General features: G+C 45.3%; 15 protein-coding genes and 1 pseudogene. 11 read left to right on the top strand and 5 right to left on the bottom strand.

Annotated features, from left to right (window positions below):
* Positions 1–6 precede the first annotated feature (6 nt).
* The 6 genes from glpK (at position 7) to RRU94_RS19180 (ending at position 6,206) form a co-directional block, all read left to right on the top strand.
* Entirely contained in the window at positions 7–1,497 is a 1,491-nt protein-coding gene (glpK, locus tag RRU94_RS19205) for a glycerol kinase GlpK (RefSeq protein WP_315692459.1), read from the top strand.
* Positions 1,498–1,648: 151 nt separating this feature from the next.
* Positions 1,649–3,271, top strand: a complete 1,623-nt coding sequence (locus RRU94_RS19200; protein WP_315692457.1) for a glycerol-3-phosphate dehydrogenase/oxidase — start codon at positions 1,649–1,651, stop codon at positions 3,269–3,271.
* 53 nt (positions 3,272–3,324) lie between these two features.
* Complete coding sequence (gene miaA, locus RRU94_RS19195; RefSeq protein ID WP_315692456.1) at positions 3,325–4,266, top strand: tRNA (adenosine(37)-N6)-dimethylallyltransferase MiaA; 942 nt, start codon at positions 3,325–3,327, stop codon at positions 4,264–4,266.
* A 43-nt stretch (positions 4,267–4,309) separates the two neighbouring features.
* A complete protein-coding gene (gene hfq, locus RRU94_RS19190; RefSeq protein WP_242234506.1) occupies positions 4,310–4,540 on the top strand; it encodes an RNA chaperone Hfq in 231 nt (76 codons plus the stop codon).
* An 81-nt stretch (positions 4,541–4,621) separates the two neighbouring features.
* Entirely contained in the window at positions 4,622–5,533 is a 912-nt protein-coding gene (locus RRU94_RS19185; RefSeq protein WP_315692455.1) for an AAA family ATPase, read from the top strand.
* Positions 5,534–5,570: 37 nt separating this feature from the next.
* Positions 5,571–6,206 (top strand): TetR/AcrR family transcriptional regulator, encoded by a 636-nt coding sequence (locus RRU94_RS19180; protein WP_315692454.1) that lies wholly within the window; start codon positions 5,571–5,573, stop codon positions 6,204–6,206.
* Positions 6,207–6,252: 46 nt separating this feature from the next.
* On the opposite strand, the gene RRU94_RS19175 is transcribed toward RRU94_RS19180, so the two are convergent.
* Entirely contained in the window at positions 6,253–6,861 is a 609-nt protein-coding gene (locus RRU94_RS19175) for a trimeric intracellular cation channel family protein (protein ID WP_315692453.1), read from the bottom strand.
* Between the two features lie 150 nt (positions 6,862–7,011).
* Between RRU94_RS19175 and RRU94_RS19170 the strand changes: the two genes are divergently transcribed.
* The 3 genes from RRU94_RS19170 to glnA all read left to right on the top strand — a co-directional run bounded on the left by RRU94_RS19170 (position 7,012) and on the right by glnA (position 10,167).
* Positions 7,012–8,274 (top strand): methionine gamma-lyase family protein, encoded by a 1,263-nt coding sequence (locus tag RRU94_RS19170; RefSeq protein ID WP_315696048.1) that lies wholly within the window; start codon positions 7,012–7,014, stop codon positions 8,272–8,274.
* Positions 8,275–8,391: 117 nt separating this feature from the next.
* Positions 8,392–8,787, top strand: a complete 396-nt coding sequence (locus RRU94_RS19165) for a MerR family transcriptional regulator (protein WP_242234510.1) — start codon at positions 8,392–8,394, stop codon at positions 8,785–8,787.
* 45 nt (positions 8,788–8,832) lie between these two features.
* On the top strand, positions 8,833–10,167 hold the full coding sequence (gene glnA / locus RRU94_RS19160; RefSeq protein WP_315692451.1) for a type I glutamate--ammonia ligase: 1,335 nt from the start codon (positions 8,833–8,835) through the stop codon (positions 10,165–10,167).
* Here glnA and RRU94_RS19155 read toward each other — a convergent pair.
* Positions 10,156–10,581, bottom strand: coding sequence for a tyrosine-type recombinase/integrase (locus tag RRU94_RS19155; protein ID WP_315692450.1), 426 nt, complete (start codon positions 10,579–10,581; stop codon positions 10,156–10,158). The two genes, glnA and RRU94_RS19155, sit on opposite strands and share 12 nt — an antisense overlap.
* A 69-nt stretch (positions 10,582–10,650) precedes the next feature.
* Positions 10,651–11,247, bottom strand: coding sequence for a tyrosine-type recombinase/integrase (locus tag RRU94_RS19150; protein WP_315696046.1), 597 nt, complete (start codon positions 11,245–11,247; stop codon positions 10,651–10,653).
* Between the two features lie 36 nt (positions 11,248–11,283).
* Here RRU94_RS19150 and RRU94_RS19145 point away from each other — a divergent pair.
* Positions 11,284–11,607 (top strand): annotated as a pseudogene (locus tag RRU94_RS19145) (RusA family crossover junction endodeoxyribonuclease); the annotation flags it as partial.
* A gap of 76 nt (positions 11,608–11,683) precedes the next feature.
* Here RRU94_RS19145 and RRU94_RS19140 read toward each other — a convergent pair.
* A complete protein-coding gene (locus tag RRU94_RS19140) occupies positions 11,684–11,947 on the bottom strand; it encodes a hypothetical protein (RefSeq protein ID WP_315692449.1) in 264 nt (87 codons plus the stop codon).
* A 109-nt stretch (positions 11,948–12,056) separates the two neighbouring features.
* Between RRU94_RS19140 and RRU94_RS19135 the strand changes: the two genes are divergently transcribed.
* The gene (locus RRU94_RS19135) at positions 12,057–12,449 is read left to right on the top strand and encodes a hypothetical protein (protein ID WP_315692448.1); all 393 of its coding nucleotides are present in this window, start codon (positions 12,057–12,059) and stop codon (positions 12,447–12,449) included.
* A gap of 548 nt (positions 12,450–12,997) precedes the next feature.
* Here the strand turns inward: RRU94_RS19135 and RRU94_RS19130 are convergent.
* Positions 12,998–13,333, bottom strand: coding sequence for a L,D-transpeptidase (locus RRU94_RS19130; protein WP_315692446.1), 336 nt, complete (start codon positions 13,331–13,333; stop codon positions 12,998–13,000).
* Positions 13,334–13,737 lie beyond the last annotated feature (404 nt).

Raw genomic sequence — 13,737 nt, 5'->3', positions numbered from 1 at the left:
TTTGGAATGGAAAAGTACATTATGTCAATTGACCAAGGAACTACAAGCTCACGGGCGATTTTGTTTAATAAAGGAGGAGAAATTGTTCATTCTGCACAAAAAGAATTTAAGCAGTATTTCCCGAATCCAGGCTGGGTGGAGCATGACGCAAATGAAATTTGGGCATCCGTTTTATCCTGTATCGCAACAGTGTTAAGTGAAGTGGACATTCGTGCTGACCAAATCGAAGCAATCGGCATTACCAACCAGCGTGAAACAGCGGTCATCTGGGACAAAGAAACCGGCCGTCCCATTTATCACGCCATCGTCTGGCAGTCGCGCCAGACGGCAGATATCTGCGCGGATATTAAAGCAAAAGGCCATGAACAAACATTCCGTGATAAAACGGGGCTTTTGGTTGACCCTTATTTTTCCGGAACGAAAGTAAAATGGCTTTTGGATCACGTAGAAGGAGCACGCGAGCGGGCGGAAAGAGAAGAATTATTATTCGGTACAATCGATACGTGGCTGATTTGGAAGCTGACAGGCGGAAAAGCGCACGTGACCGATTATTCAAATGCGGCGCGGACACTGATGTTTAACATTCATACATTGGAATGGGACGAGGAACTGCTCCAGATTTTAACAGTGCCAAAGCAGCTGCTGCCGGACGTTCGCCCTTCTTCAGAAGTATACGGCAAAACAGCGCCATTTCACTTTTTTGGACAGGAAATCCCGGTTGCCGGTGCTGCAGGAGATCAGCAGGCAGCGCTGTTCGGACAAGCATGCTTCGAGAAAGGCATGGCGAAAAATACATACGGCACCGGCTGCTTTATGTTGATGAATACCGGTGAAACAGCCGTGAAATCAGAGCATGGCCTGCTGACAACGATTGCCTGGGGTGTTGACGGAAAAGTAGAATACGCGCTTGAAGGAAGTATTTTTGTAGCTGGCTCTGCGATTCAGTGGCTGCGTGACGGCATGCGGATGATCAAAACAGCGGCAGACAGTGAGAAATATGCGGAGCGGGTAGAGTCCACCGATGGTGTTTATGTGGTACCGGCTTTTGTGGGACTGGGTACGCCATACTGGGAAAGTGATGTACGAGGAGCCGTGTTTGGTGTTACACGCGGAACGGAGAAAGAGCATTTTATTCGCGCGGTGCTCGAGTCTCTTGCATATCAAACGAGAGATGTGCTTGAAGCGATGGAAGCGGACTCCGGCATTTCGCTGAAAACGCTCCGTGTAGACGGCGGTGCCGTCATGAATGCTTTTTTAATGCAGTTTCAAAGCGACGTGCTGAATGTGCCGGTTGAGCGCACCCAAATCCATGAAACGACAGCACTTGGGTCGGCTTATCTGGCCGGGCTTGCAGTCGGTTTCTGGAACGACCGGTCGGAAATCGCGCAAAACTGGCAGGTAGCCCGCACGTTCGAGCCGGAAATGTCCGAAGAAGTCCGTGAAACATTATACGCAGGCTGGAAAAAAGCGATAAAGGCTGCTATTGCGTTTCAATAACACTAATGATACAATAAATATAAGTTAATACATTGTCCGGAGAAACGGGAGAGACCTGAAAGCAAGACAGCATCGGCTGTTTTGTTCTTTCAGGTCTCTTTTTGTTTATCCAGGGGTAAAAAGAAACAACCAACACTAAGGGGATGACAAAATGAAGTTCACCAATCACCAGCGGTCAGAAGCGATACAGGCATTGCAAAACGGGCAGTATGACATTCTCGTAATTGGCGGCGGCATCACCGGCGCCGGCATTGCCGTTGATGCTTCCATGCGCGGCATGAAAACCGCTTTAATTGATATGCAGGATTTCGCGGCAGGTACATCGAGCCGTTCCACCAAGCTTGTGCACGGCGGCCTTCGCTATTTAAAACAATTTGAAGTGAAAATGGTGGCAGAGGTCGGCAAAGAACGGGCGATCGTATACGAAAACGGCCCGCATGTAACCACGCCGGAATGGATGCTGCTTCCGTTCCACGCAGGCGGTACATTCGGCCCGTTTTCTACGTCTCTCGGTCTCCGCGTTTATGATTTTTTAGCAGGTGTCAAGCGGTCAGAGCGCCGGAAAATGTTTTCGGCTTCAGAAACGCTGAAGCAGGAACCGCTTGTAAAGCGTGAAGGCTTAAAAGGCGGCGGTTACTATGTAGAGTACCGGACAGACGATGCACGCCTGACACTTGAAGTGATGAAGCGGGCGGCCGAAAAAGGGGCACACTGCCTGAACTATGTGAAAGCGGAAGGCTTTACATATGAGGACGGCAAAGTAACCGGCGTTCAAGCCATTGATCAATTAACCGGCCAAGCGCTCACTATTACGGCCGCCAAAGTGATTAACGCTTCCGGACCGTGGGTAGATGAGGTGCGCAAAAAAGACGGAAGTGAAAACGGCAAGCACCTCCGCCTGACAAAAGGCGTTCATATTGTTATCGATCAGTCCGTTTTTCCGCTTCAGCAGGCTGTTTACTTTGATACGCCGGACAAACGGATGGTGTTTGCGATTCCGCGTGATGGCAAAACGTATGTCGGTACAACCGATACATTCTACAACACCGATCCGATCCGCCCGGATATTACAGCGGAAGACCGCGCTTACCTGCTTGATGCGATCCGGTTTATGTTTCCTTCCGTAAAGGTAGGCGAAGCCGATATTGAATCGTCCTGGTCGGGTGTCCGCCCGCTTATTTACGAAGAGGGCAAAGACCCGTCTGAAATTTCCCGTAAAGATGAGATCTGGGAAACCGAATCCGGCCTGCTGACGATCGCTGGCGGGAAATTAACGGGCTACCGAAAAATGGCCGAAACCATCGTGGACCTGGTTGCCAAGCGGCTTAAGGAGGACCGGGGAATTCTTTACAGCCCATCCGAAACGAAGCACCTGCCGATCTCAGGCGGTGATGTGGGCGGCTCGGCGAACTTCCCGGCGTTTGTACAATCGAAAACAGCAATCGGCGCGGCCAAAGGCTTTACTCAAAAGGATGCAGAAAAAATTGCCCGTATGTACGGGTCCAATGCAGAAAAAGTATTTGCCTATAAGGAAGACAGTGAACTGCCGGACTTGTTAAATGCCCAGCTCATGTATGCAATCGAGGAAGAAATGGCGTATACGCCGGCAGACTTTTTCATCCGCCGTACAGGAGCCCTGCTGTTTGATATCCAAACGGTCCTTGCGTACAAAGAGCAGGTGATAAACAAAATGGCCCGGCTGTTCGGCTGGTCAGAAGAAGAAAGGGCCAAACATGCCACAGAGCTTCAAAAAGAGATCGATGCCTGTTCGTAAGGGTCCGTATCCGCTATAATAAGGATACTTATCCATAAAAGGCTGTGAAAAACGTGACAAAAAACAAAGTCGCTGTCGTGATTGGCCCGACAGCATCCGGAAAAACCGATTTAAGTATTCACCTGGCCAAACAATTTGACGGTGAGGTGATCAGCGGGGATTCCATGCAGATTTACCGGAGGCTTTCCGTCGGAACCGCAAAAGTAACAGAAGAAGAAATGGACGGGATTCCGCATCATTTAATTGATATTAAAAATGTAGATGAATCTTTTTCTGCTGCCGAGTTTCAGCAGCTCGCCCGCGAAAAAATCGCGGATATCAACGCGCGGGGCCGGCTGCCCATCATATGCGGCGGCACGGGTCTTTACATTCAATCTGTTTTATATGACTACCAATTTGCCCGTGAAGAGACAGACGGTACTGTTCGGGCAGCTCTTGAAGCAGAAGCGGACAGAATAGGGCCACAAGCGCTCCATGATGAGTTGAAGCGGGTGGACTCTGTAACAGCTGCCACGTTTCATCCGAACAATGTGCGCCGGACAATCCGGGCGCTTGAAATTTACCGGACAACAGGCGAGCCGCCATCCCAGCGGCCAAGTGCCGAAGCACCGACAGAAAAATACGAAAGTGCCATGATCGGGCTGACCATGGACCGGGATGTGCTGTATGACCGAATCAACCGCCGGGTAGATTTGATGGTCGAGCAGGGCTTATTGGAAGAAGCAGAATGGCTGTACCGCCAGCAGCTGTCCGATGTGCCGGCTGTTCAGGCGATTGGCTACAAAGAGCTGTTTCCGTTTTTGCGCGGTGAGCAGACGCTTGAAGAAGCGCTCGATGTGCTCAAGCAAAATTCACGCCGGTATGCCAAACGCCAGCTTACCTGGTTCCGTAATAAAATGGAGATTGACTGGTTTGATGTAACGGATGAAGCGGCACGAAAAGAAAAAAAACAACAAATTTGCTCGCTGCTGGCAGGAAAGCTGAATCTAAGGTAGAATTAGTAATAATGGATTCAGAGAGAAAGAGGAGGAACCAAGCATGAAACAGCCAATTAACATTCAAGACCAATTTCTAAACCAGCTGCGCAAAGAAAATACGATGGTTACCGTATTTTTACTGAATGGATTTCAGCTGCGCGGGCTGATTAAAGGATTTGATAACTTTACCGTTCTGGTAGAAACCGATGGGAAACAGCAGCTTGTGTTTAAACATGCCATTTCGACATTTGCTCCTCAGCGCAGCGTCAACTTGAATTTCGAAGAACAATAAGAGAAGACTCCAGAGATCCGCCTAGAGCGGGTCTTTTTTTTGTGCGCCTGCATATCTTTTCTTATAAAGGAGGGGCGCAGCATGAAGCAGACAAACAAGGAAGGCCGTATTCATGTCGTCCTCAACCCAAAAGAAAAGCCGGCGCCGCTTGCTGACGGCTGGCCGGAGCATCCGGAACACGGGGTGCTTCGCAAGATTGAAGAAGAAATGGATACGTTAATTGGCCTGAGCGGCCTCAAAATACTCATACGGGAGCTGTATGCAGCGGCCTACATCAGCAAAAAACGCGTCGAAGCCGGCATCGATACGCGCGGGCAAATGCTGCATATGCTGTTTACGGGCAACCCGGGCACCGGAAAAACAACCGCTGCCCGGTTGTTTGCTTCGATGTTTAAGCGGATCGGCCTGCTGGAAAAAGGCCATTTTATTGAAGCGGAGCGGGCGGACCTGGTCGGGGAATATATCGGCCATACAGCACAAAAAACACGCGATCTCGTTAAAAAAGCGCTTGGCGGCGTGCTGTTTATTGATGAAGCCTACTCTCTGGCGCGGGGCGGAGAAAAAGACTTTGGCAAAGAAGCGATTGATACGCTTGTGAAACAGATGGAGGATCATCAAAACAGCTTTATTTTAATACTGGCCGGCTATCCGCGGGAAATGGCGCACTTTTTGTCGATGAATCCGGGGCTTCAGTCAAGATTTCCAATTGTTCACCACTTTCCGGATTATACAACGGAGGAGCTGCTTCAAATTGCGGATGTGATCGCCGGAGAAAAAAATTATGAAATCGACCGGGAAGGCCGGGCTGTTCTTCAGGCGATGATTGAACAGGAAAAACGGCGGGCGGGGTTTCGTTTCGCAAACGGGAGGAATGTGAGAACGCTCATTGAAAAAGCGGCCCGGCGCCAGGCGATCCGGCTGATGAAGCAGACCGCCCATTCAAAAAAAGAGCTGAAAACATTGAAAGGGGAAGATTTTCAATTGTCACAATAAAAAAACATATGTTAGAATGTCCAAAAGGATGATGAAGATGAAAAAAAAGCCTGTGAAGGAAAGAATCATTGAAACCGCTTTAGTAATGTTCGAAAAACACGGCTACCACGGAGTGACCATCGACCAGATTGTAGATGAATGCGGAACGTCAAAAGGCGGATTTTATCACAATTTCCGGTCAAAAGATGAGCTGCTGTACCATATTCATGACGTGTTTATTTCGTATCTGCTCAACAAAGCCAAAGAATCGTACGAAAAAGAAACAGACCCTGTTTCACGAATGTGCGGAATCATTACTTCGTTTACAAAAATCTTTGATTTGTATAAGCCGCATATTACGGTATTCTACCAGGAAAGTACGTATTTAAAAGGGGATTTTGAAAAGCAGATTAACGAAAAACGTGACCAGTACCGCCAGCTGCTTCTCCAGATTATCCGTGAAGGACAGGATAATGGCGATTTCCGTCCGGAAGTGCCGGCTGAAATTTCTACCATGGCGATTATGGGAATGATCAACTGGATGTACAAATGGTTTAAAAAAGAAGGCGAATTATCGATTGAAGATATCGCCCGTATTTTTAACGACATGATGCTGCATTCCCTGTTGACCGAAAGCGCCATGAAAGCTGGAAAAGGAGATCAATTCCTGCTAAAGAAAGAACCTGTTCAATAAACGGGTTCTTTTTTTGCACAAAAAAAAGCCCGCGTGAGACGGGCTCTTACAGTTTAACCGTACGTTTTGGCAGATGCCAGCTGTATTTGTAAGAAAGAATGCGCAGTACCGTAATAAACAGAAATAAAATAATAAGCTGTGCCGGTGTTTCTGCACCGCCAAGGGCAATGATCAAGCCGGCAAGCGCCGCCCAGACGCCGTATACTTCATCGCGAAGCAGCGCGGGCTTCCGCTGTGCCAGCACATCCCGTACAAGCCCGCCGCCGCTTCCAGTCAGTACAGCGGCCACGACAACAGCGCTGAGCGGGTGATTCATGCCGGCTGCATATAATGCGCCCTGCACAGCGAAGGCAGCGAGGCCGATCGCATCAAAAAAATTCCCCCATACCGGCCAGTGGCGGAGCAGATTTTGCGGAAACAAAATGACTGCCGTAATGGAAAGAGCTGCGATCGTAAAAAATTCTCCCTGCTCCCACAGCGCGGAAACCGGAACACCGATCAATAAATTCCGGATGGCACCGCCCCCAAACGCGGTAATCATCCCTAAAATATATATGCCAAACAAATCATACTCTTCTTCCATTGCCACAATTGCCCCTGAAATCGCAAACGCAATCGTGCCAAGAATCGTAAAAACATCCCATGTAAGTTCCATTCCGAACCTTCCTTCATTCAAAATGATTAATGTTCGGCTTCTATTATAAACCATTCTCTTAATTCACATCTACTTTTTCTTTCAAGAAATCCGGTATTTTGCTATGATGAAAAAAGCGAATAAGAAAGTAGGAACACAATCATGACCAGCATGTTTGATTTACTGAAAAACGGCGCTGCCATCCGCGAAAAAGCGGCAGAGGCAGAGGCGAAAATTGCCGGCATTCACCGGCAGATTGACGAGCGGGCGGAGTTCAATCAATTTCGTGTACTCAAAAGCTTTCAATCGAATCAGGTAAGCGATTTTCACTTTACCCCATCTACCGGCTATGGTTATGATGACGCGGGAAGGGAAACGCTTGAAAAAGTATACGCAGACGTATTCGGCGGTGAAAATGCCCTTGTGCGTCCACAAATTATTTCAGGTACGCACGCGATCACCATTTCACTGTTCGGCATTTTACGTCCCGGCGATGAATTACTTTACATTACAGGAAAGCCATACGATACATTAGATGAAATTATCGGCATAAACGGACCATCCAATGGTTCACTTCGTGAATTTGGCATTTCCTATCAGCACGTGGATCTGGATGAAAACGGCCGGCCGGACTTTGACCGTATCCGCGCTAGTATCAACGAACGGACGAAGGTGATTGCGATCCAGCGTTCAAAAGGCTATGCCGTGCGGCCGTCTTTTACGATAGAAGACATTCGGGAGATGGTTTCGTTTGTGAAAGAAATCAAGCCCGATGCTATAGTGTTTGTAGACAACTGCTACGGGGAATTTGTTGAGCAGGAAGAGCCGCTGCATGCCGGTGCTGATTTGATGGCCGGCTCCCTTATTAAAAATCCGGGCGGCGGCATTGCCAAAACCGGCGGATACATTGTCGGCAAAAAGGAATACGTGGAAAGCTGTTCGTACCGCATGACCTCACCGGGCATCGGGGCGGAAGCAGGCGCCAGCCTTTACAGCCTTCAGGAAATGTACCAGGGACTGTTTCTCGCTCCGCATGTAGTGGCGGAAAGCTTAAAAGGCGCTGTGTTTACAGCAGCGATGCTTGAAGGCTTTGGCATGAATACTACACCGGCATGGAACGAGCCGCGCACAGATTTAATTCAAGCGGTAGAGTTTGGTGACCGCGATAAAATGGTCGCTTTTTGCCAGGCAATTCAGTTTGCCTCGCCTGTAAACTCGCATGTAACCCCGCAGCCTGCTTATATGCCGGGCTATGAGGATGACGTGATTATGGCGGCAGGCACATTCGTACAGGGCGCCAGTATCGAACTGACCGCAGACGGGCCGCTGCGTCCACCATACGCGGCATACGTACAGGGCGGACTTACGTATGCCCATGTGAAAATTGCGGTGGCAAGCGCGATTGACTATTTAATGGAAACGGAAAAAATCTGACAACCTATGAATCAACAAATGAATGAAGTGTGACAAAACGTTACACCGAGTTGACAAATGATCTTACATGATTTATAGTAAGGGTATCAGATCAGATAAGAAAAAGGAGGGGATAATATGAGCAGCCAAATACGCCGGACGATGCCGCTTTTTCCAATGGGAACCGTCATGAAATTAACGGATTTAACCGCAAGGCAGATTCGCTATTATGAGCAGCATCAATTAATTACCCCGGATCGTTCTGATGGAAACCGGCGTCTCTATTCATTGAACGATATTGACCGCCTCTTAGAAGTGAAAGATCTTCTGGACCAGGGCATCAATATGGCCGGGATTAAAAAAATCCTGCTTAAAGACGGATCGCAGGAGCTCGAATTAGAAACAAGAGATAGTGGCCAAAAGCCGAAAAAAGAGTTCACGGATGAAGAACTTCGCAAGCTGCTTCGCAAAGAGCTGATCAATGCGGGACGCTTCAATCGTTCTTCTGGAATGGACCGGCGGTTTTTTCACTAATCTTTTGCATACAAGGTTTACATATTTGAGGAGGAATGGATACAAATGGGTAAATACACACGTGAAGACATTCAGCGCTTAGCGAAAGAACAAGACGTGAGATACATTCGTCTTCAGTTCACAGACATTCTTGGCACAATCAAAAACGTAGAAATTCCAGTGAGCCAGCTTGACAAAGCGCTTGATAACAAAATGATGTTCGATGGATCTTCAATCGAAGGTTTTGTGCGTATTGAAGAATCTGACATGCAGCTTTATCCGGACCTTGACACTTGGGTTGTATTCCCTTGGACTGCTGAAAAAGGTAAAGTAGCGCGTCTTATCTGTGATATCTACACTCCAGAAGGCGAGCCGTTCTCAGGCGACCCGCGTGCAAACTTAAAACGTGTTTTAAAAGAAATGGAAGAGCTTGGCTTCACAGACTTCAATCTTGGGCCTGAGCCGGAATTCTTCTTGTTCAAATTGGACGAAAAGGGTGAACCAACTCTTGAGCTAAACGATAACGGTGGATATTTCGACCTTGCGCCAACAGACCTTGGTGAAAACTGCCGCCGCGACATCGTGCTTGAGCTTGAAGAAATGGGCTTTGAAATCGAAGCATCTCATCACGAAGTAGCGCCAGGACAACACGAAATCGACTTTAAATATGCGGATGCCGTTACAGCTTGTGACAACATCCAAACATTTAAACTTGTTGTTAAAACAATTGCCCGCAAGCACGGCTTGCACGCGACATTCATGCCAAAACCATTGTTCGGTGTAAACGGCTCTGGTATGCACATGAACTTGTCTTTATTCAAAGACGGCAAAAACGCGTTCTTTGATGAAAGCGGCGAATTGAAACTAAGCGAAACAGCTTACCAATTTATCGCAGGTACAGTGAAAAACGCAGAAGCGTTCACAGCGATCTGTAACCCAACAGTTAACTCTTACAAACGCCTTGTACCAGGTTACGAAGCTCCTTGCTACGTTGCATGGTCAGCGCAAAACCGCAGCCCGCTTATCCGTATCCCGGCATCACGCGGCATGAGCACACGTGTAGAAGTACGTTCTGTTGACCCATCAGCGAACCCGTACCTTGCAATGGCTGTGCTTTTAAAAGCAGGTCTTGATGGAATCAAAAACAAAATGCCAGCTCCAGCTCCAGTAGACCGCAACATCTACGCAATGGACAAAGAAGAGCGTGAAGCAGAAGGCGTACGCGACCTTCCAGCTACACTAGCAGCAGCTCTTGAAGTGTTGAAGCAAAACGACACAATCAAAGACGCGCTAGGCGAGCACATTCTTGAGCACTTCATCGAAGCAAAAGAAATCGAATGGGATATGTTCCGCACACAAGTACATCCTTGGGAGCGCGAGCAGTACATGTCAATGTACTAAGAAAATCAACCCCTTGAGCCGTATGGCTTCAAGGGGTTTTTCTTTGTTGGGCAAATGATGGGCAAGTAGCTTAATAGCTACTTGCCCATCATTTGCCCATCTTTTTTTCTGCGAGTTTTTTTGCCCGAAAAGGTCTTTTGTATATTCCTCGAAGCGGCCCATTTGCTGTTCCTCCAATTTCTTTGAAAGATGGGCATAGACATCAGCTGTTATTTCAATTCCACCATGGCCTAATCGTTCCTGAATATATTTTAAATCTGCACCAGCTTCCATTTGTAACACTACATGAGTGTGTCGAAGTGAATGAATAGGCAACTGAGGATGATCTATACGTGCCAATATCTTTTTAAAAGCATTAAATAATGAAGATTTCGGCATGTAGTTTCCATCATTACGGCAAAGAACTAAATTCAAATCATGGTGATATAAATCGCCAAGTGCTAGCTTGTTCTGATTCTGATTTTTAAAATGATCTTGAAGAATTCAAGTTAATGATTTACTGATAGTGATGGTACGGCGAGAATTGTAATTCTTTGTGTCTCCAAAGAGCTTGTCCTTTGCTTTTTCTTTAAAATCTAAGGTCTTTGATACTGTAATAGTTTGGTCTTTAAAATTAATATCTGGCCACCGTAAAGCAGCAGCTTCACCTTTTCGGAGTCCTGTTTCAATCAAGACAAGGAAGAAGAGCCAGTACACGTAACCGTATTGGTAAGCTTCTTTTAGAAAAGAAGGGATATTATCTGAATCAATAAATTTTACTTCTCTTTTCCTTACAGCACCTTTTATTGTCGCTCCTTCGCAGGGATTAAAGGAAAGTCTGCACTGGGTTACAGCCTTTTTCATTGCATTAAAAAGGGTACCGTGAATAATTTCAATAGTACGCCTGCTATAATTCGCCTGATAAAGATTATTTAAAAACTTTTGGTACTTAGAAGGAGATAAGTCCTTCAATAATAAATTTTTAAAATATGGGTTAATATGATTTCGAATATTAGCTTCATGAAGATCAAAAGTATTTCGCCGGACAGAATCTTTTTTATGCTCATGTAGCCATTCATGTAGATAAGATTGTAAAGAAATATTTGTTTCTACTTTACCTTCTTCTAGCTGTATCTTAAATCAAGAAACTTTAAGGAGTATGTAAAGGTAGTGGCGGCACAACACCGGCCAGCTAAGCTGCTGGAAGGACCGCTGCAGGTTAAGGTGAAAGTGTACAAGCCAATGCTCAAAAGGTTCAGTAAAAAGAAAATAGCCGTCGCAGAAGCAGGACTGTTACGGCCGATTACAAAGCCAGACGTGGATAATTATGTGAAGGGTATTAAGGATGCATTGAACAAGGTAATCTGGAATGATGATAGCCAGGTAGTTGATCTGACTGTCTCCAAGTTTTATAGTGAATCGCCAAGGGTGGAAGTGTTAGTTGAAGAGTTAGAACAATGATGACAACAGTTGACCGAAATTATGTAATGAAAAAGGATGTTAAAAAGTGAAAAGCCCTTAGTAAAAGGGCTCTTGCTTAGTCTTCTCTATATTTATAGGCGCCATAAGACGCTCCCAGCTTGCTCTCAATGTAGTCTTGTGGGTTTGCTGTAAAAATTTCTTTATCCCTGATAGCTTGAATTACAACATCATTATACATGTTTGCAACTCGGCACAGTCCATCAATTAAATCGTAAAGCTCTTGATTGTCGTTTGTTTGAGCAACGGACCATTCTTGAATTTCATGTAGTTTTTCTCTTACATCATAAAGAGCTTCTAATTCGAATTTTTCATTAAACATTTGATGCACCTCCAAGTTGTTGTACTAACCTAATCCTATTGTTTAGAGGATTAAATTATTACAGGAGTGAAGCAAAACTCGAAGCTGCTTCTTCATTTTAAAAAGTTAAATGAAACAACACGATCAGTTGAAAATAATTGAGTTAGAGAATTGGATTGAACAATTAATGGCATACCGTGGAGCATTAACAGTGCAACAATGGATACCTGAGGAAGTACAAGCCTATTGCATCGAGAAGTTTGGATCAAAGCGGCCAGCTTACGTGAAGAAAGCAGAACAGGATGATGCTCTTCGCTTTTCAAAAAATAGTCAGCGAAAGAGGAATGATCTGTGTCTGACAAGACCGAACAAGCAACAATACGAGCGTTATCTGAAACAAGGTTTGACAGACGAAAGCATTATTAACCGGTATCCTCATTTACCGTCCGGTTGGCTACAGGAAGCAAGGAAGCGTGGGGATTTATATAAAAAAGCAGCCAGTCAAAGGAATGACTACAAATAATCAGGATTCGCAAAATAGGAAGATAAGTAGGTTGAAGATGATTAATCAGAAAGGGGGGGGGTTCTCTTTAACAATTAATCGATACTGCAGAGAAAAGGTTTCTTGGATAACTACAACTAAAAAATCCCTGTGGTTTTACTTTCCACAAGGAGCTTTTAAATTTAGTAAAGGGTAGGGGTAGGATAACAAACAACAACATCAATAAATCTCGGGTCAATACCGTAAAATACCCAGTAAAAACCGTTCCATCTATATCCAGAGACTTCACCATACTCGACACGTGTTGGGTAAAACCAGAAGCTTTCCCCGTTTGTTAGCCAAACATAAGTGTTTTGAAATACACAGTCTATCATATAGTCTCCAGAAAAAGGCTTTCGTGGAATAAATGATGGTGGAGGAGATTGTGGTGGCACGCGATTTCACTCCTTTATTAGATAAGTACTCACATAATATGCTGAAACAAATAGAAGCGATCTAGGACAATTGAAAAGGAGTGTGCATAAACCGGTACCTTAGTTGATTAAGAGATAGAGAAAAGGACCAAAATATTATTTATGAATGGAAACTCTAGTACCAATTGGCACTTTCGAAGATAAGTCTAGGACATCATTATTAAACATCCTAATACATCCGTGTGAGACATCCTTTCCAATTGAAGCGGGATTATTTGTACCATGTATACCATAATGAGGCTTGGACAGCCCCATCCAAAACACTCCAAATGGTCCACCAGGATTGCGCTGTTTGTTGATAATGGTGTATGTCCCAGAAGGAGTGGGTGATAATATTTTTCCAACTGCAATGGGGTAAGCTTTTATAAGTTTATTTCCATCAAAAAGTTTCAATTGGTGTTGTGATGTTGATACGTCAATCCATTTCACCATGAAGATCAACTCCATTTTTGGATTAGTATATGAAGATATCCAGGCGTTGGTTAATGAATATAAATTGTACAGTTAATGAAGAATGAAAGTAAAACAGCTTAATAAGAAGTCTATCCATGTAAGCAATAAAAATCTTAGCTTAAGCGACAATAGACAGATTCTATTGAATCAAAAAAACAACTATTCTAGGCAAGAATAGTTGTTCGAAAGTGATTAGTGATTGAAGAAGGAAGACTAAAATGGATAGCCTATTTTTATTATATTCAGCGACGAGTTAAACAGTGAGAAGGTAATTAATTAAATCAACAGTACGTCCGAAAAATTGAATAAAAGGGGTGGCGGCCTTGCAACTTCCACAGGGAGATTAGGTCATTTTTGGTGTTGAAGATAAGCCAACTTCTCAG

Source organism: Domibacillus sp. DTU_2020_1001157_1_SI_ALB_TIR_016 (assembly GCF_032341995.1).
In the GTDB taxonomy this organism is placed as follows: domain Bacteria; phylum Bacillota; class Bacilli; order Bacillales; family Domibacillaceae; genus Domibacillus; species Domibacillus indicus_A.
The sequence above is the reverse complement of the archived record's forward strand: the minus strand, read 5'-3'. Positions and strand labels throughout refer to the sequence as shown.

Bases quoted from the DNA above. Each gene is read 5' to 3' on its own strand.
- RRU94_RS19140 (WP_315692449.1), bottom strand. From the start codon at position 11,947: ATGTTTAATGAAAAATTCGAATTAGAAGCTCTTTATGATGTAAGAGAA.
- glnA (WP_315692451.1), top strand. From the start codon at position 8,833: ATGGGTAAATACACACGTGAAGACATTCAGCGCTTAGCGAAAGAACAA.
- RRU94_RS19170 (WP_315696048.1), top strand. From the start codon at position 7,012: ATGTTTGATTTACTGAAAAACGGCGCTGCCATCCGCGAAAAAGCGGCA.
- RRU94_RS19130 (WP_315692446.1), bottom strand. From the start codon at position 13,333: ATGGTGAAATGGATTGACGTATCAACATCACAACACCAATTGAAACTT.
- RRU94_RS19165 (WP_242234510.1), top strand. From the start codon at position 8,392: ATGAGCAGCCAAATACGCCGGACGATGCCGCTTTTTCCAATGGGAACC.
- RRU94_RS19185 (WP_315692455.1), top strand. From the start codon at position 4,622: ATGAAGCAGACAAACAAGGAAGGCCGTATTCATGTCGTCCTCAACCCA.
- RRU94_RS19175 (WP_315692453.1), bottom strand. From the start codon at position 6,861: ATGGAACTTACATGGGATGTTTTTACGATTCTTGGCACGATTGCGTTT.
- hfq (WP_242234506.1), top strand. From the start codon at position 4,310: ATGAAACAGCCAATTAACATTCAAGACCAATTTCTAAACCAGCTGCGC.
- RRU94_RS19135 (WP_315692448.1), top strand. From the start codon at position 12,057: ATGAAACAACACGATCAGTTGAAAATAATTGAGTTAGAGAATTGGATT.
- glpK (WP_315692459.1), top strand. From the start codon at position 7: ATGGAAAAGTACATTATGTCAATTGACCAAGGAACTACAAGCTCACGG.
- RRU94_RS19180 (WP_315692454.1), top strand. From the start codon at position 5,571: ATGAAAAAAAAGCCTGTGAAGGAAAGAATCATTGAAACCGCTTTAGTA.
- RRU94_RS19200 (WP_315692457.1), top strand. From the start codon at position 1,649: ATGAAGTTCACCAATCACCAGCGGTCAGAAGCGATACAGGCATTGCAA.